At 52.7% G+C, this 24,135-nt stretch carries 16 protein-coding genes, 1 tRNA gene and 2 pseudogenes; 6 read left to right on the top strand and 13 right to left on the bottom strand.

What is annotated here, in order from left to right:
• Window positions 1-207 (top strand): annotated as a pseudogene (locus F454_RS0111835) (hypothetical protein); the annotation flags it as partial.
• Between the two features lie 81 nt (window positions 208-288).
• Here the strand turns inward: F454_RS0111835 and F454_RS0111830 are convergent.
• The 10 genes from F454_RS0111830 to F454_RS0111785 all read right to left on the bottom strand — a co-directional run bounded on the left by F454_RS0111830 (window position 289) and on the right by F454_RS0111785 (window position 15,976).
• A complete protein-coding gene (locus F454_RS0111830; RefSeq protein ID WP_018970871.1) occupies window positions 289-2,232 on the bottom strand; it encodes a BamA/OMP85 family outer membrane protein in 1,944 nt (647 codons plus the stop codon).
• 51 nt (window positions 2,233-2,283) lie between these two features.
• Window positions 2,284-5,766, bottom strand: coding sequence for a translocation/assembly module TamB domain-containing protein (locus F454_RS0111825; RefSeq protein WP_018970870.1), 3,483 nt, complete (start codon window positions 5,764-5,766; stop codon window positions 2,284-2,286).
• Window positions 5,767-5,924: 158 nt separating this feature from the next.
• The gene (gene phoU, locus F454_RS0111820; RefSeq protein WP_018970869.1) at window positions 5,925-6,608 is read right to left on the bottom strand and encodes a phosphate signaling complex protein PhoU; all 684 of its coding nucleotides are present in this window, start codon (window positions 6,606-6,608) and stop codon (window positions 5,925-5,927) included.
• Window positions 6,609-6,655: 47 nt separating this feature from the next.
• A complete protein-coding gene (gene pstB / locus F454_RS0111815; RefSeq protein WP_018970868.1) occupies window positions 6,656-7,540 on the bottom strand; it encodes a phosphate ABC transporter ATP-binding protein PstB in 885 nt (294 codons plus the stop codon).
• 48 nt (window positions 7,541-7,588) lie between these two features.
• Window positions 7,589-9,718, bottom strand: coding sequence for a PstA family ABC transporter permease (locus tag F454_RS16415; RefSeq protein WP_018970867.1), 2,130 nt, complete (start codon window positions 9,716-9,718; stop codon window positions 7,589-7,591).
• Between the two features lie 51 nt (window positions 9,719-9,769).
• Window positions 9,770-11,743, bottom strand: coding sequence for a phosphate ABC transporter permease subunit PstC (pstC, locus tag F454_RS15915; RefSeq protein ID WP_018970866.1), 1,974 nt, complete (start codon window positions 11,741-11,743; stop codon window positions 9,770-9,772).
• 139 nt (window positions 11,744-11,882) lie between these two features.
• Window positions 11,883-12,704, bottom strand: coding sequence for a phosphate ABC transporter substrate-binding protein (locus F454_RS0111800; protein ID WP_018970865.1), 822 nt, complete (start codon window positions 12,702-12,704; stop codon window positions 11,883-11,885).
• A gap of 131 nt (window positions 12,705-12,835) precedes the next feature.
• Complete coding sequence (locus F454_RS15910) at window positions 12,836-14,080, bottom strand: sensor histidine kinase (protein ID WP_018970864.1); 1,245 nt, start codon at window positions 14,078-14,080, stop codon at window positions 12,836-12,838.
• A 47-nt stretch (window positions 14,081-14,127) separates the two neighbouring features.
• Window positions 14,128-14,817: a response regulator gene (locus tag F454_RS0111790; protein ID WP_018970863.1), complete on the bottom strand. Its 690-nt coding sequence runs from the start codon at window positions 14,815-14,817 to the stop codon at window positions 14,128-14,130.
• A gap of 238 nt (window positions 14,818-15,055) precedes the next feature.
• Complete coding sequence (locus F454_RS0111785; protein WP_018970862.1) at window positions 15,056-15,976, bottom strand: hypothetical protein; 921 nt, start codon at window positions 15,974-15,976, stop codon at window positions 15,056-15,058.
• Window positions 15,977-16,083: 107 nt separating this feature from the next.
• On the opposite strand from F454_RS0111785, the gene F454_RS0111780 reads away from it, so the two are divergent.
• Window positions 16,084-17,202, top strand: a complete 1,119-nt coding sequence (locus tag F454_RS0111780; RefSeq protein WP_169334393.1) for a serine hydrolase domain-containing protein — start codon at window positions 16,084-16,086, stop codon at window positions 17,200-17,202.
• Between the two features lie 14 nt (window positions 17,203-17,216).
• Here F454_RS0111780 and pta read toward each other — a convergent pair whose 3' ends face one another.
• Window positions 17,217-19,313 carry a phosphate acetyltransferase gene (pta, locus tag F454_RS0111775; protein ID WP_018970860.1) on the bottom strand — a complete coding sequence of 699 codons (2,097 nt, stop codon included), beginning with the start codon at window positions 19,311-19,313 and terminating at the stop codon, window positions 17,217-17,219.
• Window positions 19,314-19,325: 12 nt separating this feature from the next.
• Complete coding sequence (locus F454_RS0111770) at window positions 19,326-20,507, bottom strand: acetate/propionate family kinase (RefSeq protein WP_018970859.1); 1,182 nt, start codon at window positions 20,505-20,507, stop codon at window positions 19,326-19,328.
• A gap of 178 nt (window positions 20,508-20,685) precedes the next feature.
• Between F454_RS0111770 and F454_RS0111765 the strand changes: the two genes are divergently transcribed.
• From F454_RS0111765 to F454_RS0111750, 4 genes are all read left to right on the top strand, one after another.
• A tRNA-Ala gene (locus tag F454_RS0111765) sits at window positions 20,686-20,761 on the top strand.
• Between the two features lie 164 nt (window positions 20,762-20,925).
• Window positions 20,926-21,279, top strand: coding sequence for a ribosome silencing factor (gene rsfS, locus F454_RS0111760; RefSeq protein ID WP_018970858.1), 354 nt, complete (start codon window positions 20,926-20,928; stop codon window positions 21,277-21,279).
• 144 nt (window positions 21,280-21,423) lie between these two features.
• Window positions 21,424-22,455, top strand: coding sequence for an aldo/keto reductase (locus F454_RS0111755; protein ID WP_033367958.1), 1,032 nt, complete (start codon window positions 21,424-21,426; stop codon window positions 22,453-22,455).
• A 266-nt stretch (window positions 22,456-22,721) separates the two neighbouring features.
• The gene (locus F454_RS0111750; protein WP_018970856.1) at window positions 22,722-23,234 is read left to right on the top strand and encodes a hypothetical protein; all 513 of its coding nucleotides are present in this window, start codon (window positions 22,722-22,724) and stop codon (window positions 23,232-23,234) included.
• Between the two features lie 277 nt (window positions 23,235-23,511).
• Here the strand turns inward: F454_RS0111750 and F454_RS16525 are convergent.
• A pseudogene (locus F454_RS16525) lies at window positions 23,512-24,135 on the bottom strand (hypothetical protein); the annotation flags it as partial.

Genomic DNA, 24,135 nt, shown 5'->3' with positions numbered 1-24,135 from the left:
AAGCTTTCGCAGCGTGACCTCGGGGATGACCAACGCATCCCCACGAATGGAACGCCGGGCTACATGATCGGCTCAGTGCGCGGCGGCTGGCAGGCGCGTGAGAACCTCTTGCTTGAGAACCTTAGCGACGCAGACTACCGCGTGCACGGATCTGGTGTGAATGGCACTGGGCTCAACGCGATCCTTGCGGTGAAGTGCGGATGGTAAGCCGCCGCCGCTAGCGGCTTCTTCTTTGAATTGGTTGCTCCCTCAAGGGAGTGGCTCAATTTTTTGGGGGAAGGGGCGAGCTTAGAAGCTAGCACCAATACTGAAGTGGAAGGCGCCACGGGCTTCGCGAGGCTTGGGGTCGAGGTTGTAACCGTATTCAAAGCGGATGGGCCCGATCGGGAGGTGGACGCGTGCTCCAATGCCGAGTGTTTGGGTGGGCTCTGAGAAGTCGAGATCCTTGGCTGATTCGTAGACTTGGCCGAGGTCGTAAAAGACTGAGGTGAAAATGGGCCCCTTGATTTGGCGAACGTATTCTGCGCTGCCGACCCAGTAGGACTGGCCACCGAGCGGGTCTCCGGAGATGGAACGAGGTCCTAGGGTGCGTTCCTTCACTGCGCGTACCGAATTGGAACCACCGGAGAAGAAGCGACGATCGATGGGTAGTTTGCTGGAATCTTGGGGGCTGATGATACCGAGATCAAAGCGCGAGATCAGGTGGTGCTCCGGCCCAAGGGTGAAGCGGTAGGAGTTGCTCACATCGACTTTAAAATAGGTAGTGTCGGCATCACCATTGATGCTGCCAAATTCAGTGAGTAGCTCGCCATTGTAGCCGTGGTAGGGCATGATCGGGTCGTCACGTAGATCGAGCTGACTGCGTAGGCCGATACGCGAGTTGATGTAGTCTTTTGGGCCGAGTTCCTCATCGGTCATGGTGGATGAGGTGGTGGAGACGGTGGAGCCGCCGAGATAGAGGCGGGTGTTGAACTTCTCGATAGGGCTCCATGTCCATGAGAGCTCAAGACCAGCTTCTAGTTTGCTGTAGCCATCAGGCGAGCGTCTCAGTACGAAGTTCCGAACGTTGAAACTGACTTGTTCACCTGCAAAGAAGGGCTCAGTGATACCGACTTCACCGAGAAGACCACGTCCGGTCCATTCGCCACGTGCTGAGAGGTTCCACATGTTGCCGAAGAAGTTGAGGTCTGTGTAGGATAAGCCTAGGATACCGCCTTCGTAGGAGTCCGTGCCGATGTAGGCACTGGTGGTGACGGTCTTCGCTTCCTCAACGGCGATGTGGAGGTCGAGGAGGTCTTCGCCCACTTGCTTCGGGGTGATCGAGGCTCTGCGGAATACGCCCGATTGCAGCAGCGAGCTGGTGGCTTTATCGATGCGTTCGGCATCGTAGGTTGTTCCTTCGACCCCATCGTAGAAGCGTTTGATTTTGCGCGGCTTGGTATCTTGGTAGCCAGTGATTTGGATACTGCGGGTTTTGAAGCGTAGTCCTTGATTGATGCGGAAGGTGATTTGGGTGTGTGTGGTGCTGTGAGTGATGTCTGACTTCACTTTGGCAAAGTGGTAGCCTTCGGTGTAGAAGTAGTTGTTGACGGCGGCGACGATGGCTTTGAGGTTGGCTGAGGTGGCTGGTTTGCCGACCCATTCGGCGCATGTTTGGCTTAGGCTTTGCTGGGTGTCGGCAGGAGCACCTTGATAGTGTGGTGGGGAGATTGAATGGCGGCGACCTTGTTGGATCTCGACAGCGACATCCACCGTTTGGGTTTCGTTCTGACGCTGGGCACTGACTAACTGGACTTGGGCATTCCAGTAGCCGATCGATTTGAGGTAGTTTTCGATATTTTTTACGCCAGCATCGACGTATTCTTGGATGAAGGGCGCCTTGGATTTTGGAACTGCTTCGGACTGGATGATTGGTTGATAGAAGTAGTCAATCAGGAGTTCGTCGCTGAGTGTGGTGCGACTTGATGTGCTGATTTTGCCAAAGTAGAACTGGGCGCCTTTGGTCACATGGAGATGGATGACGCCTTTGGAGATTTGAGGGTTCACCTCGGAATCTGGGAAGCCCCGGCGCAGGATGACTCGGTGAAGCTGGAAGGCTGCATCGTCGGCTCGCCATGAGGTAGCTGGGCGTGAGGTGATGAATTGTAGCTTGGGCTTGATCGCATCCATGAAGCGTTCATTCTCTCGTGCATCCAGACCGTGGATCTGGATCTCTGCGGCATGGAGAACCATGCTATAAAGGCTGATACAGAGAGCTATGAAGTGCAGGCGCATGGCAGAGAACTATCGGAACTTGAGAACGAAGACGACGAGGCCGCGGGTGTTTTTCTCTTCATCGATCTGCGCGGTCACGAAGATCTTAGGGTTGAGGTTGATTTTGGCTGAGGAGAACTTGCGGCCGGTGAAACCGTCTGTCTCATTGACGTTGAATTCGAAGTTCTGGACCGAGGAAAGCAGGATTTCCAACAGCTTTGCTGAGCGGCTGTCTTCGGAGTTTTGTTTGACCTTGGCAAGGAGGAGCTGGATGGCGCGCAGCGTGGCTGCTTCTTTATTATTTTTAAGGTCATTGGGAGTGATGCCGGTGGCGATGAGTGTGAGGATGTCTGCTTCAGGGAGGGGTGGTTGGGAGGTGAAGGTGATTTTGGGATCGAGGGGCGAGCCGTAGATGAATAATTCGGTTTGGTATTTGTTGACTGTGGAGACACCTTGGATGTCGAGAATCGGGAGGAGGGGGAGGCGTTTGGAGTCAAAAACGATATTGCCTTTACGGATTTCCAATTGCGAGAACGGTAGTTTTACGAGGACATCTTTGGTGGCGATGGTGCCGTCTAGCTTGGGGCGTTCTAGGGTGCCGGTGGCGCGTACTTTACCGGCGACTTCACCACGAGCGATGTTGCCGCGAATCAAGAGTGGGTCGGCGAATCCTAGGACAAAATCGAGCTTCCAGGTATTGAATGGCTCTGGGATTGGGAGGGGGAGTCCGGGCATGGTGACTGGTGGGAGGTCAACGGCGGAGACTGCCGAACTCGGCACACCAATGGGAAGGATGTCGATGTCTTGGTAGAATAAGGATTCTGCGAGTTCGAGTTTGCCGCTGATACTAGCGTCGCTGAGTTTGCCTTCCACGTTAATGTTGGCATTGGCACGAATGGAGACTTTATCGTCGCGAAAGATGAGTGCGTGATCAGTGGTGGCATTGACCTTGAAGCTGGGGTCTTTGAGATCCTTGAAGTCTGAAGTGGCGGTGACCTTGTAGGGGCTGCCATTGACCAGTGCGGTGATCTTCGCATTGAGTGTGCGGTCTGAGAGAACCTTGCAAGTGAGCTCGAGTTTGCGCACGTCGTCGATGTTTGGGTTGTCTATTTCGATGTGCGGTACGCTGAGATTGGTATCGAGGGTGAAGGTGGGTTCGCCGATGGTTCCAGTTAGCTTGGCTTCGGCCACGAGAGCGCCTTCGATGTCTTCGATCTGAGGGGCGAGTTCTTTGATACGCTGAAGTGGAAGGGAGTGGATGTTGAGGCTGCCTTCGAGTGGCTCAGGAGCGAGCATTTCCATGATTGGTTGGTCAGCGGTGGCCCATGTGTAGGGTTTGTAGGGGAGGTGGAATTGAGCATCGACACGTGGTTTGTCTTGGTCGATGACTTGGGCTTGCACGAAGAGCTTTTGTTGTTCTGTACCGAGGTCGAGGTGGAGGTGGATGGGGGATGTAAAGTTTGAAGTGCTGAGCACGAGGTCATCGAGGTAGACCTTGCCAGTGAGCTCTGGTTGTTTGAGGGAGCCTTGGATGTTGAGCTCGGTATAGAAGCTGCCCTTGAGCGCGGCGAGTGTGGGGTCTTGGATTTCTGGAATCCAGCCTAGGGTCCGAGGGATGTCGAGCTTTTGGGTTTTGATGTGGAGGTCGATTTCTTGGTCTTGGAGGAAATAGGAATCGAGGCTGAGTTTGTCTAAGTCCAATGGGATTTTGGCATTGATGGCGGCGAGTGGTTCTTCGCCGTGCGAGAGGAGGCAGGAATGGAGGGAGGCGATTTCCCCATCCCAAGCGGCATTGAAGTCTGCGTGGAAGGAATCTTCGGTGATGCTGAGCTTGGTGACTTCGATCGACTGGGGCCAGTCGTATTGGAGTGCGGTTTCGATGGTGATTGGTTCGAGTTCGAACTGGGTGGTTTTCAGGGTCATGGGCTCGAGCGTGAGGTCGCCTCGGTGTGGGCCCTGGGGTGTTGCTGTACCGCTTCCTTTCCACTGGAGTTTGAGCGCTTCGGTGATATCGACTGGGACATCAAATTGCTGGAGTGCGGTGTTGATCCAAGTGCGATCTTGGGCATCGAGTGTGAGGCTCGCTTGGTAGAGCATCTGGGGGATGTCTAGGGTGGCTGCCAGCTGCAGAAGGGGGTGGTCTTCGAGGCTCGCGGTGAGCTTGGCTTTGGCTTGTTGCTCGGTGTTCATCGATGCGTCGAGCTCGATCAATGGGAGTGGGTTGCCCATGAGCATTAGCTCGCTAAGCGAGGCGTGGGTGGTGGCGCCGATGAGTTTGAGTTCGTTTACTTCGGCATCAGCGTGGAGCTGCACCATGGCTTTGGAGGTGTCGAGCTCGAGGTGCTGCGGAACGTAGTGGTTGGTGAGGCGGCGGAGTCGGCTGAGATTGGTGTCTAGCTTGACCTCGAAGGACGCCCACCAGGCTTGCTTCGCCATGTCCTTGAATTCAGCATCGACGAAACAACGCACGAGGGCATCCATGTGCTGGGTGTTGAATTCAAGGTGTAGGGTGTCGGCTTGTTTGCGCAGGTCGAGCTGGGTGCTGCGGATTTCATATCCTTGGGAGTAGATTTCTGGTAGAGCGAGGCTGGCATTGAGTTCCCAGTCAGCAGGTGGGGCTTTCCAGTTTTGGAGACTGAGGCTGAGCTGGTCGACTTGTGCATTGATAGGGATGTCAGAGGGAAGAAGGGCGATGATGTCCTTGCTTGAAATGAGGCCTTGGCTGAGCGTGAGCTCACAGCCTGTGTCGATCGAAAAATCGATGGTGGCATCGCTGATGGCGAGAGCACCACGCACGCTGAACTCTGGACTGAGTGAGAGCTGGAGTGCATCGATGCCGAGCTTGGGTAGGAGTTCGATCGCGGTGACTTCAAATGCATTTTCTAACCAGGTGATGGTACTGGTCTGTCTAGGAGTCATGAGCTCGGCACTGCGGATCAGCTGATAGCCATTGAGGGTGATGGTGTCGCTATCCGCAGGGTAGTGCATGTCGCCGAGGAGCATCTGCAGAAGAAGTTCGCCGTCATTGAGCAGGGTGATGTCGAGTGCGCCTAGATGGACTTCTGTGGGGCGAATCCATTGGCGCACGGTGTTGAGTGTTTGACGGACTTGTAGTAGATCGATGGGGGTGGATTCCTTGTTGGGAGACTGAGTCTTCTGGATCTTGGCGACATCGATGACGGTGGTGACTTGTTCGAGGCTGAGCGAGCGCAGTTTCTGCTGCATGAGGACTTCGCGTATTAGGCGATAGTCTACTTCTAGCAGCCCGATATCGAGTTGGCTGATTGCTTGGTCACCCGAGTAGCTGAAATTACTAATATTGAAGCCGGAGGCGATGGTGCCGCTCAATTGGAACTCTCCATGAAGGCCAGCAGATTCTAGTCCTTGATTGGCAAAGTGCTTGATGGCTAGGCGCGCAATTGGCCCGTTCACACTCACGATGATGGTGAGTAGAGCGGCGAGGGTAAGGTAGAGCCATTTCAGGCGTTTAGGGTGTTTGGGGATGGCTTCCATGCGCGCTTGCTGGGGACAGGTGGACCGATCTGCATACTGTCAGTTAGGCTAAGCTCGGTAAAGCAACTAGTGCACGAGTTGACAGAAAAAAGCTGGAGCACATCGGCTCCAGCTGGGTACATGCTATAGCTCATGAGCTGAGCGATCGTGGGGGAGACTTAGCTAGGAAGCTCTCCACCATGACGGATGTCCGTCGCGGTTTCCATATAGATCACATCCTCCGCGATGTTCTCTGCGAGGTCTCCGACTCGTTCGAGCCAACGGCTGATGAATACGAGGTGGAGGTAGGCTTTGTGGTTTTCGCCTTCGCCTTCGAGGCATTTGGTGAGTTTCTTTGTGGCTTGTTTATGAAGGTTGTCGAGGGCATCGTCGGCTTCGATTACTTTCATGGCAAGCTCTAGGTCGCTATTCGAGTAGGCCGAGAGAGCATCGGTGAGCATGCTGTTTGCTTGCTTGTAGAGTGGTTCGATGAGAGCGGTTTCAGGTAGCTCAGGGAATTTATTGAGCTTGCGGCTGCGCTTAGCGATTGAAACGGCGTGGTCTGAGATACGCTCGATCACGTTGGTGATCTTCATGGAAGCGACGATGGCACGTAGGTCAGAAGCAAATGGACGGTACTTGGACATGAGCGTCATGCCTTCTTCGTCGATTGAGATCTCAAGTTGGTCGACATCTTCGTCCTCTGCAATGACTTTGTTGCAGAGTTCGGAGTTGCGTGAGATCATTCCTTGAATGGCATTTTCAAGGTTTTGTTGGGAAAGGCAGCCGATGTTTACCGTTTTTGACTTAAACGATTTGAGGGCTGCGTTGAATTCGCTGAGGATGTGACCACCAGTTTGCATATTAAAAGGTTGGGTATGTGGGGTTGTTAGGGCTTGGGGGAAAGGCATTAACCGAAGCGGCCTGAGATGTAGTCCTCAGTCTGCTTGATTGATGGGTTGGAGAAGATCTTGTTAGTATCATCGTACTCGATGAGCTCACCGAGGTAGAAGAATGCCGTATTGTTAGAGATGCGGCTTGCTTGCTGCATTGAGTGGGTGACGATGACGATGGTGAAGTCGCGGCGCAGCTCGGTGATGAGTTCTTCCACTTTAGCGGTAGCGATCGGGTCGAGAGCGGAACATGGTTCATCCATGAGGATGACTTTAGGGCGCACGGCGGTGGCACGTGCGATACAGAGTCGTTGTTGCTGGCCACCGGATAGCCCGAGGGCGGAGTCCTTGAGGCGATCTTTTACTTCATCCCAGAGGGCAGCACCTTTGAGTGCGCGTTCCACGGACTCATCGAGTGTGGATTTGTCTTTGATGCCTTGGATGCGGAGGCCGTATGCCACGTTGTCGTAGATTGATTTTGGGAATGGATTGTATTTCTGGAAGACCATGCCGACTTGCTTACGCAGCTCGATGGCTGAGACTGATTTGGCATTGATGTCTTGTCCCATGATACGGATTTCACCGTTGGTGACTCGGGAGGTTTCCACGAGGTCGTTCATGCGGTTGATGCATCGGAGGAGTGTGGACTTTCCGCAACCAGATGGCCCAATGAATGCGGTTACCTGCTTCTCTGGAATATCTAGTGAGATATTGCGCAGGGTGTTGGTTTTACCGAGGTCGTAGCTGAATGAAACATCATCGATCTCGATCATGGTTTGATTCGCAGGTGTTGGATTTGGAGTGGTTTCCATCGTGATTGTCGAGTTAGAAGAATTGAGTTCTGCATCCACGTTGGTGCCTTTTTGTAGAACGTTGGGGGCAACTGCTGTGAGTGTGGACATGACGAGATCTAGTTGATTTGGTTTATGAGGAAGGCAGTGAATTGTCTACTACCATTTGATTTTGTTACGGATACGGATGCGTAGCCAGACGGAGAAGGCTGCGAAAGTCATGACAATCATCATGAAGACAAGCACTGACCCGTATTGCATGGGTTCAGTGTACTCCGACTGTGGGATTCGGCCAGCCACGGTGTAGATGTGGTAAGGGAGTGCCTGGACGGATTGCTGAAGGAAGCCGACAAAGGCATCGAGGCCTGTGGCATTGATGCCTTGCCACGGCAGATCAGAGCGCTCGGCTACGGCCGCCGTGAACATGATGGGTGCAGTTTCACCAGCCACTCGAGTGATTCCCAGGATGGAGGCGGTCAAGATGCCTGGGAAGGCATAGGGGAGAACGGCGGTGCGGATGGACTGCCACTTGGTGGCGCCCAAGGCCAATGAGGCTTCGCGGAAGCCCATGGGAACAGCACTAAGCGATTCTTCGCAGGAGGTGATGATCACGGGAAGTACCATGATGGCGAGGGTGAATCCACCAGCAAGCATGCAAGTGCCCCAGCCTTGGAAGGAAATGTACTGCCAACCATCATAGAAACGGGTGCTTCCAGCAGCGGCTGCTAAGTTACGCACCTCGTCGGTACCCATTTTCTCTTCACTGACGTAGATCTTTTTATCTTCGACCTCCCGAGCCCCGATATCTGAGGCGATCGGAGCAATGGGGATGATGAGTTTGGATTCGACGTTGGGTTGGCTTGTGAGTGTCGGAGCGAGGATCACGAAGAGTCCGAGGCCGAAGAGTCCAAATACGATGGATGGCACACCTGCTAGGTTGAGCATCGCCAGGCGGACGGTGGCGATGAATTTGCCCTTTGCCGCATATTCATTGAGGAAAACGGAGGTTGCGATACCGGTAGAAAGGGCAACGACCATGCAGATGATCACCAGCAATGCGGTGCCCACGATAGGGCCGAGAATGCCACCGCCGGAGTAAGAATGTGTCTTTTCTGAGAGCGGGATGAAGTTTCCAGAGGCTTTATTGCCTAGCGTGATGGCTTCGTAGTCATCGATGTCAAAGCGTAGCTCGGCATCTTTACTGAGGGAGAAGCTGATGTAGGTTGATGCGATGTCTTGGTTTGAGACATTGGAGATTTGGAGCCCTGGGTTTGCCTTGCGAAGTTCCTCAAATTCGTTGCTTGGAACCGTGAGAGTGAGCGGCTTTTTGTTATTGAAAATGATGGATCCGCGCGCGGTGTTGTGTTGGGAATTGGCGCCGTGTTTTTCGAGGATGGCGAGTGCGTCTGGAGCTACTGCGTGCGTCCCTGCTGGAAGTTCGAAGGTGTGGAACAATATCTTGTTTGGAATGGATTCTTCGGCACTGAGCGGCAAGGTGCCGCGCTCGTCTTCATCGAATGCGGCGAAGTAGACAGCAGCTTCGACGGTGATGGTTTGGGTGCTCGGAATGATGACTTGGTTGATTTTGTCAGGCTCGTCATCTGCGAAGGTCTGGCGCATTTGGAACACGAGTTTGGTAGGGACCAAGGCATCGTGGGCGGATTTGCCGATGGGGTATTCACCTTCTTCGATGGTGACTTCAAATTTGGAGAGGTTGCGTTCAGCCACTTCGACTTCAGCAGGAACGATTTCAGGAGCTGATGCTTTGAGGGATTCGAACTCAGGATTGCGAAGTGTGATGCTTTTTGGGCTTTCGAGGGTGAAAGCAACTGGTGACTGTGTGTCTCGTTTGTCGAATCGTAGGTAGAAGCCTTTATTTTGCTTTTCTAGGTTCTTGAGATATCCCTCACCAATGACGGATCCTGGTGCAATGTCGAAGGTGGTGACATTGGTTTGATGTTGGACTTCCTTGATGTTGGTAAAGAGGTCGCTGTGCTTGGCATTGCTCTCTATGATTGAGTCAAAGTTCTTAACGGGAACTTCGATGTGATCCGATTTCTCTACCTCGATGACGTTGAGGGTCTGAGGTTTTTTGAAGATGAAGGACCATCCTTTGCTCGCGAGTACTGGCGTGCCTTTGATGATGATGTCACCAAAGATGAATGCAGCAGAGAGAAGGATCACATAGGTCGCAATAATGAAGAGGGTGCGGATGGCATTCTCTTGAGTTTTGCGAGATTCCTGTGATTTACAGAATGGATTGTCCTTTGGTGCTTCTGGAGTGGACATAGAATCGTATAAAGGTGAGTGGGTGAAGTGGCTGACTTAGTTTGCTAGTCCTTATCGTTTAGCAAATTTGCGGAGGGTGGTCTGAGCCACATAGTTTAAGGTCAAGGCGATGACGAAGAGCACGAGGCCCACCATGAAGAGTGCGCCCCAGTGCAGGGAACCTTCATCCACTTCGCCAATCTCTTGGGCGAGAATCCCAGTCATCGAGTGTGCAGGGTCGGTGAATGACTTTGGAATGGCGATGCGCCCGCCCATGACGAGGAGGACCACCATGGTCTCACCGATGATGCGACCAAAGCCGAGGAGAATGGCTGCAATAATACCGGATGAACAGCTGGGGATGATGACGCTGAGGACGGTCTGGAGTGGTGTGGCTCCCAGTGCTAGAGAGGCTTCTTTGTAGGCTTTTGGGACGTTATTCAGAGCATCTTCAGCCAGTGTGAAGATCGTAGGAATGGACATGAAGGCCAGGAGGATGCCGGCGTTGAGAATCGTGAGGCGCCCTTCAACTGGGAATCCCGGAATCCAGGAAAGAATTGGCGATTGTGAGTGGGTCTGGAGTAATTCGCCAAGAACGACCACGCCGAAGAAGGCGAGAACGATGGATGGGATGGCGCCAATAAACTCGATGACGGGCTTGATGAATTTTTGTTCAAATGGGCTGGCTAGGCGGTTGACATAGATGGCGCCGCCTACAGCAAATGGGATCGCAAGAATCACGGCTACAATGGCGACACAGACAGAGCCAGCGAGCAATGGGAGGATGCCATAGAAGTCCTGCCAGGAGGAGTTAGTGACCCATTTGGTACCCATGAAGAAACCGGTCACGGCAGTCATCATGCTGACTGGCTTGTTGTGATCCCACGTTTCCATCTGGTGGCGTTTTTCTTCGAAGAGATCGGAGATATTGTCTTCAATTTGCTCGATATCTCGGATGCGACGTTGTGCTAGCTTCGATTGAAACTCTGATGCTTGGGGCATTCTGGCAAAACCTTCAGCGGTTTTTGCAGAGAGCACGGCTAGCATGTCCTTGTGTTTGGGGAGGCTGTCGTAGAGTGGTTGGTTGAGGCTGGTATAGTCTGGCTCGATCGTGAGGACTCGGGCAGACTCGATACGGGCCATTTCTTGTTCTTCCTCGCTTTTGGCAAATGTTTGCTTTTTCTCGAGAGCTTCTTTACGAGCAGCTGCTGAGGTGAAGGTGACAGCTTGGCTTTTATTGGTGCTGGCAACTTTTCGCAGCGATGAGACAAACTTGTCGAAGTCTTTCTGCGGAGCTAAGAAGTTGGAGCGGGCTTCATTGAGGTTTGTGATTGCAGGTGTGGCGTCGATCAATGCCACCGCTTGCTTTTCTCGTTCTTTGGTTTCAGCGACGAAGTCTGTGCTGAATTTACCTGTCATGATGCTTTCTACGACGGAGGCGCGAATCGGCTCAAGGTAGGTAGGATCGGTTTTCCACGACTTGTTCGACAAGGTGGAGTAGTTGAGAGTGTTGACCGCTGCAACTGCGGCATCTTGGAGTTTTGCTTTTGCTGTGTCGTAGACTTGCTGCGCGGCATCAAGTTGTTCAGCGGGAGTGTCTTGCTCGTCCTGGAGGTCATTGAGGCGAGTTTTTTCACGTTCGTATTCTTTGCGCTCCGAGCTGATGAGCTTGAGGGCATCACGTTTGAATTCTGCGTGGATCGGACGTACGTTGTAGAGGGCTCCGAGTTGGTGCTGGATCTCGTATTCGCGTGCCTGGGTGGCTAGCGAGCTGAGTTCTTTTTGAGCGGTGAGTTGCTCCGAAGCGTAATCGGTGAATTCCTGACCAGACTTACGGTAGAGGTCGAGTTTCTCGCGATATTGCGGGAAGAATGAATAGGAATGGTAGACGAGGAATAGGATGATCATCGAAATGACGATGATCGCGAGTGTTGCATTTCCGCCGAAGAAGTAGCGGATGACATCCTGCTTGCCGATACCCAGAACCTTTAATTCGTTCGAATTATAGAATGGGTTATTTTTATCTGAATGCTTGCTCGCTTTCATAGCTAGTAGGTCTCGTGTGAAGACACTTGCAAAGAGCTATAAGTTGGACTTTAAGTCAAGACAGCACCACTCAAAAATGGGTGGTGCTGCTTGAAAGTATTATCCCCAATGTTATGAATAGGGATGGCCCGTAAGTGAATTACTTAGTAGGAGGAGCGATGAAGCCAACCTTTTCGATCACCTTACCTGCGTCCTTAGAGGTCTTGGCCCAGTCGAGGAACTTCTTCACTTCACCAGTTGGCTGACCAACAGAGTAGTAGTAAAGGTTACGAGAAAGTGCGTACTTAGCAGCGTTCTTTGGCTCTGGAAGGACGCCGTTAACTGCTGCAGCAGAGATGCCTGGCTTGCTTGTGTATGCAAGACCTACGTAGCCGATGCCGTTTGAGTCTTTAGCAACTTCCTGAGCGATTTGCTCGTTACCAGCCATTTTCTGGGTGTTCTTGCCGTAATCGACTTTGTCCATAGCGAGCTTCTGGAAGGTCTTGTATGTACCGGAAGAAGTGTTGCGTGTGAATGCGTTGATCTTGCCAGCCTTGCCGCCAACTTCAGACCAGTCAGTGATGGTACCAGTGAAGATGCCCTTTACCTGGTCCTTGGTGAGTTCCTTAACGTCGTTGGCTTCGTTTACGATCACAGCGATCATGTCAACACCAGCTACGTGCTCTACGAGGTCCTTACCTGCAGAAGCGAACTTGTTCTTTTCAGAAGACTTAACTGAACGTGATGACATGCCGAAGTCAGCAGTGCCAGCAAGGAGGTTAGTGAAGCATGTTGAAGAACCTTCAGCAGCGATTTCGAAGCTAACGTTGTTACCTTCGGATTTGTATTTTTCAGCAAGCTGAGGAACCATCTTAGCGCCGAGTGTGTCGGAACCTTTTACAATGATTTTAGTTTGTGCGGAAGCAACTGCGGTGAGAGCAGCACCTGCTACGATAGCTTTTACGAATGCGTTGAATTTCATCGTGTTTAGTATTTGTTAATTGTTCTCCTTGTTGTGGAGCGGCGCTACAATCACCGAGTTTTGATGATCTGCCAAATAAGTTAGCGGGGCGAAGTTGTCACATTCGTGCTCGTCGTTTGGGCGGAGTTGAACTACGGGGCAGTGGGGGTGTTTTTTGTGAGACAATCGAGCGGTGTCACGATGGTGAATGTGGTATCGATACCAGGCTGAGATGTCACATTGATGGTGCCGCTGTGCGCCTCGATGGCACGCTTCACGATGGAGAGTCCGAGTCCGGTGCCTTTGATGTCGGACTGGGTGTGGTGCTTATCTACGCGGTAGAAGCGCTTGAAAATGAAGGGTAGGTGGGAGGAGGGGATGCCGATACCATTGTCGCTGATCTTGATGCGCAGCTGTTGATTGTCCGTGACTTCGATACTGAGTGTCACGGTGAGCTCACGGCTCGGGTTTTGTTTGATCGCATTTTCGATGAGATTGAAGAGGACTTGAGTCCAGTAGAAGCGATCGCCATTGAGGATGATGCTGTCGACGGAGAAGTTTTTCTCCAGGTTGGTGTTAGAGTTCTGGATGATTTGTTCGAGGCGCTCGATTACGTCGTTGCAGCAATCGATCATATCGAATGGTTCGCGGTTGATCGCCGCGTTTTCTCCAGATTCTAAGCGTGAGACCACGAGCATGTCATCGATGAGGCGGGAGAGGCGTTGGCCGTGCTTGCGCATCGTCCCTAGCATCTTGCGAGCCATCTTTGGTTCTTCGAGGACGTCATCATCAAGCAGGTTTTCTAGGTAGCCATTGATGATGGCGAGTGGGGTGCGTAGCTCATGAGAGGCATTGGCCACAAAGTCTGTGCGGATCATATCTGTTTGATGTTCCGTGCTAATGTCTCGGAGTATAATGCAGGTTTGAGGGTTGCGGATGTGGTTTGGGAGGGGGGTGCATTGGATGATCCAAGCGGTTTCACCCTCCTGCGAGGAGCCGCCCAGGCTGTGGCCTGAAGCTGTTAGGGTGAGTTTCTCCTCGCATGGTACTCGATCCTGCACCATGCGTGCGATGATTGTGCTGAACGCTGGCGACATTAGAATTTCGTCCAGTGGCCGACCGATCAGGTCTTCGTTGCGAAAGATTTCCTTGGCTTTTTTATTGGTGCGTTTGACTTCTAGATCAGAGGTGATGAGAAAGTACGCGTCACTGAGGGCGTCAAGCGAGACTTGGCTGTCAACGGTGACTTCTTCCAGCTGGGCTTTGGATTTGCTGATGCGTTGATCTGCTGCTCTTAGTTGGTCTCTAAACCGTTCAGACTGAGCCCGCATCTTGCGCGCCTGAAGGAACAGGAATGCGAGCAAGATGAGGGTGGAGGTAATGGTGATTGCTTCCATTCGCTTGTGTGTGTTTGGGGGGAGCTAGCTTGAGGGGGGCTTTGGTGCTATTCAGCGGCCGGAGTGTCGACAATACGGTAGCCGACACCTCGTACTGTCTCAAGGTAGTTGGAGAAGGGCTCTAGTTTTTTGCGTAGGCGCTTCATGTGGGTGTCGAGTGTGCGTGAGTGTACATCGCCGCTGTAGCCCCAGACTTCTTGGAGCAAGGTGCTGCGATCTTGTGGTGCATTGACGCGTTCGCAGAGGTAAATCATCAACTTGAATTCGGTTGAGGTCAGGTCTTCGAGTTGTCCATCGAGGTAAAAACTGAGGTTGTTTTTGTCAAATTTGAATGGGCCGTGTTCAAGGACTGTGCCGCTGCTCTTGGTGGAGGTGCGCTTGAGTACTGCCTGCGCGCGCAAGACGAGCTCTTTGGGGCTAAATGGTTTGGTGAGGTAATCGTCGGCTCCTGTCTCGAGACCTGTGATGCGATCTTCAGTTTGCGCCTTTGCTGTCAGCATGATGACCGGAATGTCACGGGTGCGGGAGTCGCGCTTGAGTTCCTTGTTGATGTCGATGCCATTCATGGATGGTAGCATGAGGTCGAGCACGATGAGGTTGGGTGCAGTTGTTAGAGCGGCGTTGAGGCCCTCGAGTCCGTCGTGTGCCATGCTGACATCAAATTGATTGCGTTGAAGGTTGAATGCGATGAGCTCGGCAATGTCCACTTCGTCTTCGATAATGAGAATTTTTTGCATGGTTTGGTGGTGATGAAATTGAGGATGGGTAGCTCACTTGGTAGGTGCTCAGTGTGTGGCCATCTGGACACAATGCTACATAGAATCGATAGTGTCGTATAGGGCGATTGTGCATCACACGAATCTTAATTGCGTGGCAATTTTGACACGAAGCAAAAGAAATGCCCCAAGAAACTTGGGGCATTTGATTGGTGGACTGAGAGTTTGCTCTCAGTGTGTCCTCCACCTCTGGTGCGTCTTACCAGGAAAATGGTTTGGTGTGTGTGTAGGAGAGAAGCTGGTTCTGCTGCTTGGGGTTTAAGTAATAGAATTGGTAGACTCCTTTGCACAATGTGTTGGCAGCTACTTTGCGAGGTGTGGCGCTTGAGCAACGGATACTGAATTGATCACTGCTTGGGTGGTAGGCGCTCACCACGAGACTGTGCCGGGCCAATGCTGGGGATCGTGTGCCGGTGATTTCGCCGTAGTTGTGGATGTCTACGGCTACTGGATGGTAGCGAAGGTGCCGTAGGATGACTCTTTTGGTTTCTGCAATATTGTTAGGTGTGTGCTTGACCATGCGGTATTTGGAGATCCACTTTTTGACCCAGAGTCTTGTGGGGGTGTTTTGTGGTAGCTGGAAGAAGGCACTTTCCTTATTCAATTTTTGATTGTGTTTCTTGATGATGAATTGAGCGGTATTTCGATTCCACCGGCCTTGTGATTTGAGGCGCATGGCTTCTTTGCTAATTTTTGCTCTTTGCGAGCGCAGCGCGACCACGCTGGCTTCGAGGTTGGTGCTAAATGAAGAGCGTGAAGGTAGTTCCTTTTCGCTTGCGACTCCGTAGCGGGTGATGAGATCGAAGTCCTTGAGAATGTGGCCGGTCTCAGCGTAGTAATGTGGCAACTTTCGGTGCACCGCGGACTCTAGGTGATTGCGCACGAGGCTTCTGGGGGATCCTTTGGCAAAGTGTCGCACAAAAAGGTCGCGTTCGGAGAGGTTGATGTATTTACCAGTTTCGCGCCAGTATTCGGCTTCGATGAGGGCGATCGTGGCATAGCTATGACATGCATTTACCTTTCCTTGGCTCTCTCGATGTTTCCAGTAATTTGAGGCTTCGAGTGAGTGGGGAGATAGGTAAGTCAATACCAACGTGAATGGGAGGAGGAGGAGTTTCACAATGCCTACAATGCTCTTATTTAGAGTAGGATGCAATGATTTTAGAGTATTCTGTGTTCTGCAAGTTTTTGACATCCATGAGTGGGCGGGTTATGGGAGCTCACATCATGGATTTGGATGCCCTTAAGGATGCCTTTGAAGAGAACTTTCAGTCGCGCGGAGAATTGGGTGCCTCGCTTGTTGTTTGGAAGGATGGAGAAGAGCTTCTTTCTCTTGCTGGGGGCTGGATGGAGCGTGAGAGGCACCGTGAGTGGGGGGAGGCCACTATGGTGCCCTTTTACTCTGCTACTAAGGGTCTGGCAGCGGCTACAGTGCTCAGCTTGTTGAGCGAGAATGGTTTAGGTCCAGATGATTTAGTCAGTCGTGTATGGCCAACCTTCTCAAACAATTCAGCAACATTTAGCGAATTGCTAAGTCATCAATGTGGGCTCGCAGCACTGGACCAAGCAGTGGGAGTTTTTGACTATGATTCTGTGATAGCCGCGCTGGAGGCACAGGAGCCGAACTGGCCCCTTGGCGATGGCCACGGTTACCATCCCCGCACCTATGGGTTTCTTTTGGATCAGATAGCTTTGTTGCTGGAGGGTAAGAAGGTGGGGCAGGTCTTTAGGGAGCGTATTGCGGAGCCTTTGGGGCTTGAGCTATGGATTGGTTTGCCGGATGAATATCATGACCGGGTGGCTACCTTGTATCCTGGCAAAATGGATAAGAAGGAATTGGATTCGGGGTTTTACAAGGAATTCAACCAACGCGGTTCATTGGTGCAGCGTGCGTTTACCAGTCCTAGGGGATTGCAAGGGGTGCAGGAGATGAATAAGCCAGAAGCTTGGCGTTCTGGTTTGCCGGCGATGGGGGGCCTTGGGACTGCGCGAGGATTGGCCAAGTTTTATCAAGCCGCCATCGGTGCGATCCCACACTTTTCGGAAGATGTTTTGGATTGGATGCGCACGGAAGTGATTGCGGGAGATGATCAGGTATTGATGGCGCCAACTCGCTTTAGCTGTGGGTTCCAAATGGACCCTATAGGTAAAGATGGTAGGAAGGTTCGCCACAATTACGGCAAAGGGGATAGCGCATTTGGGCACCCGGGTGCGGGAGGGAGCCATGCCTTTGGGGATCCAGAGTCAGGTTTATCCTTTGCGTATATTATGAACCAAATGGATCTATCGGTGCTTCCGGGGGCGAAGTGTACCAGCCTCTTGGATGCTTTGCGTGCGAGCCAATAATGGTTTCTTGTTGATTACTGGGTCGCCTGGATCGCGGTGAGGGCGATGGTGTAGATGATATCTTCTACTGAGGTGCCTCGGCTGAGGTCGTTGACTGGGCGATTGAGGCCCTGGAGCATGGGGCCGATGGATGCTACTTGGGCGGAACGTTGCACTGCTTTGTAGGTGGTGTTTCCGGTATTCAAATCTGGGAAGATAAAGACATTGGCATTGCCTGCTACTGGGCTATCGGGTGCTTTGGTGGCGGCCACTGAGCGATTGCTGGCGGCGTCGTATTGGAGCGGTCCATCGATGCTGAGTTCTGGCATGCGTTGTTTGACGAGTCGGGTGGCTTCCATCACCTTGTCCACATCTTCGCCAGTTCCAGAGCCTAGGGTAGAGTAGGAGATCATGGCGACTCTGGGTTCGATGCCGAAGGCGATTGCTGAATGGGCGCTTTGGATGGCGATATCAGCCAGTTGTTGTGCATCTGGGTTGGGGTTTACAGCGCAATCGCCGTAGATCAGCACCTGATCGGGCAAGCACATGAAAAAGATCGAAGATACGATGGTGGCATTGGGGGCCGTTTTGATCAGGCTGAGTGCGGGGCGTATGGTGTGAGCGGTGCTATTGATGGCACCAGAAACGAGGCCGTCGGCTTCCCCGAGGGCGACCATGAGGGTGGCCTGCATGATCGGGTCTTGCAGGAGGTCGCTGGCGGTGGCGGCTGTGATGCCTTTGTGTTTGCGGCGTTCTACCAAGGGGGTGATGTAATGCTCTCGGGTGGCATTGGGGTCGATGATGCGAAGGTAGTGTCCAACTGATCCACCGAGCGATTGGATCTTGTCGGTGATAGAGATGGGGTCGCCGAGGAGCGAGCAAATGGCGATTTTGCGGCGTGAGCACTCGACAGCGGCAGCGATGGTGCGTGGTTCTTCACCTTCGGGGAGGAGGATGTGTTTGGCGGCTTTGCGCGCGAGTTGGGTGAGTCTGTATTTGAAGGCGACGGGTGATAGTCGTGACTGTCGGGTTTCGTTGCACCGTTGTTGCAGCCATTGGGAGTCGATCCCTCGGGCAACGGTATCCATGACGAGGTTGATGCGGTCGATGTCAGTGACAGGCACCTCGGTATTGAGTGAGAGGAATGCGGTGGTGGCGGAGAAGGAGCTTTCATTCACGCGCAACACGGGGAGTCCTCCATCTAGGCTGAAGGCTGGAACGCAGAATTCATAGAGCTTCTGGTTGATGGAGGTGTCGCCCGTGAGCACAATGCCGGCGAGGCGGACGCCTTTGGTGACCGCGAGGGCGGCTGCTGTGATGATGTCGCTGCGGTCGGCTGGGGTGACAATCAATGCGCCGTGGGTGAATACGTGTAGCAGGTTTTCGACCTGGCGTGCGCAGAGTCGGTAGTCGATGATTCTGCGGTTGGCAAAGTCTCCATGGTGTACGATTTCTGCTTGAATCGAGTCTTGGAAGTCATTCATGCGCATGGCGAGCAACGAGGCATTCTCTGGGACGACGCCGATGACGTGGTAGTGCGGGCTGCGCAGGGACTCATTGGCGTGTAGGTAGATTTCTTTGGGCGAGAGGGCGGCGGTGGCGGAGTCGAGTGCGTAGCGATTGATGATGACCGCTGGTAATTGGTGTTTGTGTGGTTGGTCGAGCGACTTGACCTCGCGCTCGAGGATTTTTTTCAGTTCGTAGTGGTTGTGCTCTGATTGGCCGATGACGAGGATTGTTTCAGCATTGAGTGTGCGTGCGAGTAATGCATTGATTTCGCGCACTTTGGAGAGCTCGGCGTGGGCGATTAAACCTTCTAGGATGAGCACATCATGATCTTCGAGAATTTGGTTGGTGGTCTCGATGACGCCTTCGAGGATTTCATCGAAGTTGTTGCGTTCAATGGCTTCGCTCCAGGTCTCGGGCGGGAGTGGTGCTGGTGGGCTGTGCTTGGTGACCGCGCGGATGTAGTGCGGGCCTGGGTCCTCTTGGTTGGAAGCGTGCGACTGGGAGAATGGCTTGTAGTAGCTGACCTTGACACCGAGGCGGTCGAAGGTGCGCACGAGGCCGATACTAACGGAAGTGAGGCCAGTTTTATGGCCAATGGGAAGGGTGAGGAAGACGTGTTTCATTGGAGGCTGGGCTTAGCAAAGTGAGGCGGTTTGGCGCGCGATTTCGAGCTCTTCATTGGTCTTGATGATTGCAGCTAGAGGTGCGGTGCTGGTAGTGATCGCGCCCTTCGCATCACCGGATGCTTGATTCAGGGTGTCGCTGAGCTCGAAGCCAATCCATGCGAGTGACTGCAGCACGCGGCGGCGTAGTTCGCAGTCGTTCTCGCCGATGCCACCGGTGAAGATTAGGGCGTCGAGTTTGGCGTCGAATGCTGCGAGTTGCCCCAAGAGTGTTTGATTGAGCCGGTAGAGGTACATTTCCATCGCGAGAATGGCGCGGTGGTCGCCCTCGCGGTAGAGTGCCCAGATGTCACGCATGTCTGAGCTGGTCTGTGAGAGTGCCAGCATGCCTGATTGTTTGGTGAGGGTTTCGGTGATTTCTTCGAGTGTGAGTCCCGTATGTTGGGCGAGGTAGAGATGGATACTGGGGTCGATACTGCCGCTGCGCGTGCCCATGATGAGTCCATCCAGAGGGCTGAGTCCCATGCTGGTGTCGATGCTTTTTCCTCCTTGTATGGCTGAGATGCTGGCGCCATTTCCGAGGTGGGCGACAATGATTCGAGATTGATCTGGGGAGAGGCCGAAGCGCTTGATTGCTTCGGCAGAGACGTAGGAATGGCTCGTGCCGTGGAAGCCGTATTTACGGATTTTGTGGCTTTCAAACCATTCTTCTGGGATGGCGTAGCGGAATGCTTTTTCGGGAATGGTTTGGTGAAAGGCGGTATCGAAGACGGCGACTTGTGGGAGTTCTGGGTAGAGGTGGTGAGCGGCTTTCACTGCGGCGAGGTTGGCCGGGTTGTGTAATGGTGCGAGCGGAGAAAGGCGTTCGATGCTATGGATGACTGCGGGGGTGATGATGGTGGGGCCTGTGAATTCTGAGCCTCCGTGAACGACGCGGTGTCCAATCGCCTGGATGCGCGCTCCATCGGACTCAAGCATTTGGTTGAGCGCAGCCAGCACGTCTTTGATCGCGCTGGCGTGGTCTGTCCCTTGGAGCTGGATTTTGTTGGTGTGTGGCCCGTGCTCAATCGCTCCCTCAGCCTCATGTGTACCAATTTTTTCGACGATGCCGGACATCAGGCTGGTGCTTGAGCGGGTGTCATTGACGGCGAACTTCAGGGAAGAACTGCCAGCATTCAAAGAAAGAATGATCATGACTTTCTGTTATAGCCGACCGGGTGCGTGTTGTAAATAAAGTGATCGCGACGGACTTGTTTCGAATGGGTTAGTGATCGGCGAGCGCGAGTGATACTGGTGGGATGAAAAAATCTCTGAAAAAGGTCTTGCGTGGGATTGGTAGAAGGGATAAACCCTCTCGCACAGCAAGGATTTCGGGGCATTAGCTCAATTGGTAGAGCGTCTGCATGGCATGCAGAAGGTCGGCGGTTCGATTCCGCCATGCTCCACCATCCTGGCCGCAAGGCAATCAGGGTGGTCATCTGAAAATCTTGTGCTACATTAAGCATCAATGATGCAAACGAGCTCAATGCATGTGAAAAGCCATCGTTTCGATCGGCTTTTTTTTTGCCTCTACGCTCAACAACGTAATCAGAACGACTGAGTCAACAAATCGATGAAAGCAGCAGAAGGTAAAGAACTAGCAATCGCTTGCGCGCGTGCCGTGGATGAAAATAAAGCAGAAGACATTCGTGTGCTCGATGTGACTGGCATCTCACCATTGACGGACTTCATGGTGATCTGTTCGGGCAATTCGATGCCGCACCTGAAGGCTCTATTGAGAGACACTGAAGCGATCGTTGAGGAAAAGCTTGGCCAGAAGCCCTACAGTGGTGAGGGCCGCGCAGAAACCAATTGGGTCGTGCTCGATTACTTTGATGTGATGGTGCATGTGATGAGTGAAGAAGCTCGTAGCACTTACGACCTAGAAAACCTCTGGGGGGATGCTAAAGAAGTTGACTGGGCCTAAGCTGGAGCCCCGTGATTGAAACCAAGTTAGCCACGTCGTCATGATGTGGCTTTTTTTGTGTCTAGATGGCTGGCCTTCTGGCTTGCTTGCTACAAAATGCATGACTGGGCTTGCCTCATGGCTCTCCCTCAGCATGATAGAGTCATGAAGCAAAATCGATTGGGTAAGAGCGGTGTTGTGGTCAGTGAGATCTGCATGGGCACGATGACTTTCGGCGTGCAGGCTGACAAGGCGATGAGTTTTCGCATCATGGACCAGGCCTTGGAGGCTGGGGTTGATTTTTTTGACACTGCGGAGGTGTACCCAGTGCCGCCGAGCAAGGAATTGGCAGGGCTCACAGAAACGTGGGTAGGTGAGTGGTTGAAGGGAAAGGATCGTAGTTCCGTCATCATCGCTAGCAAGGTTGCTGGTGCGGCGCATGCTTGGTTCAATCCGCCGGTGCGAGGTGGTAAGGCGGCGTTAGATCGCGTGCACATCCGCCAGGCAGTTGAGGGGAGTTTGAAGCGACTCCAGACCGACTACATTGATCTGTATCAAGTCCATTGGCCAGACCATGGCATGCGACCTGAAGACACACTCGAAGTCCTCGACGAGTTGGTCAAGGAGGGCAAGGTGCGGGTCATTGGCAATAGCAACGAAGATAGCTACGGCTTGATGAAGTCGCTCTGGAGCAGCGATAAACATGGCTGGGCGCGCTACGAGACGGTGCAAAACAATTTTTCGATCAACCATCGCCGCTGTGAAGATGAGCTAGCTGAGTGCTTGCGTCGCGAGCAGGTGAGCTTGCTTCCATACAGCCCGCTTGCCGGCGGTGTCATTTCTGGAAAGTACAACGATGGGAAGCAACCAGAAGGTGCGCGCTTTACCGCCTACCTGAAGGGGGCGGGTGAACGCCAACGCCGCATGGTGGGGCGCTTCATCAACGAAAAAAGCCTGGCTACCACTGAGGCCTTGATCGCAATTGCCAAAGAAGCCGATATGGATGTGGTGACGCTCGCCACGGCCTGGAGCAAGCAGCACGACTTTGTGCCAGCCACTATTGTTGGAGTTTCGCACCAAGACCAGCTAGCCCCGATCCTAGCCGCCGCCGATCTAGAGCTCAGTCAAGAGGTGCTCGATGCAATCGACGCAGTCTCCACCAAGTACCCGTATCCGATGGGGCCGATCATGCCATGAGGCGATGCCTGGAGCATAGTAGAAAGTAGATAGCCTCCATTGCTGTGAAGCCTAGTGCTGAATAGGGTGAAGGCATAGATATGATACCAGGGGGTAAGAATATTGAAATGGGTGTGTTTTGGGTGAAGGGCACACCCATCTAGCTGCTAGTTTGATGGATTACCTCTCGGAAATGAACTTGTTAAAATCAGCAAGGCTGTTAGGTCTTGCGTAGCACTCCGACCGAACAAATGTTCGGCGGGTGTACATAACTGATCTGTAAAAAAATGAAGCACGCCTCCACGGTTTTGATTACACTGATTTTGACGATCTTGGCGCTCGTGTTATTTCTGCATGTCCATGCTGAAGATCATTCATTTTCACTGACTTCGATCCCCAAAGTTGAAAAAGGAATGACTGAATCCCAGAGGTATGTTCAGTATAGCGGTGACCCAGGCTCCTTACTTTTTGGCTATCGGCACCAGATTAAACAAGTCGATATGGAGCTGCCACGACTTAGCCTTAACTTCAAAAGCAAAACAGATTTCGACCTGCAAGCTGCCAAAGAGAATCCGAAAGAAGGGAAGAAAAGAGAATATACCCTTGGGTTTTCAAAATGGACGACCGGAGAGAAATCATCTGACTTCTATGGATCCTATACATACGTCAGGTTCTGGGTGATCGAGCTGTTTTTGATCCTTCTGGCGGCCATAGTAAGCTTGCCGATCATCCTCCAACTCATCCGGAAGACAGATCAAGGCGGAGTGATCAACTCCGAGTCGCTGCGCTCCTCTCCGTGATCATCCTCGACGTTATCCAATAACAATAACTCAGACCAATAACTCAGACAGACTATTTTCAGAGAAGGTCTGCGCCTAACACTGTGATTTTACTGATAATCAACTCCTGCTGACTTGATGGGGAGTTATCTGCGACCATCTTGGGCGATTCGACTCGAAATACCTGAAAACACCTTCTATTTGGCCAAGTGGTGCCAGAGCTTCGTGTATTCTGAAGCGTGGTTGTTTGTGCTTGTTGTATATGCTGGTCTGAAACTCGAATGACCAGTGCCTGGTACTATTCTAGCCGCCTCGATCGAAGGGTGTTGAGCGGTTCGTTGTTGATACTAAAGTTGGTGTTCTGGGGCTTGTGTTGCCTTGCCTTCTTTCCCTCCTTGGCCGCTGGCCAGTAGTGATTTTCTTGAAGCTGCTCGATCACGCCCTCCACGAAACTCTGACTGCCGATCACCGCGGCTTTGCTGAAAAAGCGAACCCGCTGCGTTAGGCTTTCGCGCAGGGTTAATTCCCCGCCATTATTCAGCACCTCGGCGATCTCTGCATCGCTGAAGCCACCGAGCTTTTGCTTACCCACAGGGCCACTGGATGATTCCTCTTGGTAGAGGTCGCGCCCTTCTTCGTAGAGGAACATGCGGAAGCGATTGGCAATACTGCGCCAAGCGTACTTGTCGTTCACTTGGATTGATTCGAGAACCGGCTGCGCGCTTGTCTGGGCTTCGCAGTACTCAAGGAGGCGGGCGATCCCGAGCCTTGCTTTCTCGTTACCTGCCACCGCCTCGGCATAGCCACACCAATGGTAGTCTTCGGGTCGCTTGACCATTTTTGCTCTAATCGGATTGAGCTCGATGTAGCCAGCCATGGTGATGGCGCAGGTGGTTCCCTCCACCAGTGTGCTATCGAAGCG

The organism is Rubritalea marina DSM 17716, from assembly GCF_000378105.1.
Taxonomy (GTDB): Bacteria; Verrucomicrobiota; Verrucomicrobiia; order Verrucomicrobiales; family Akkermansiaceae; genus Rubritalea; species Rubritalea marina.
This window is presented reverse-complemented; position numbering and strand designations above follow the sequence as displayed.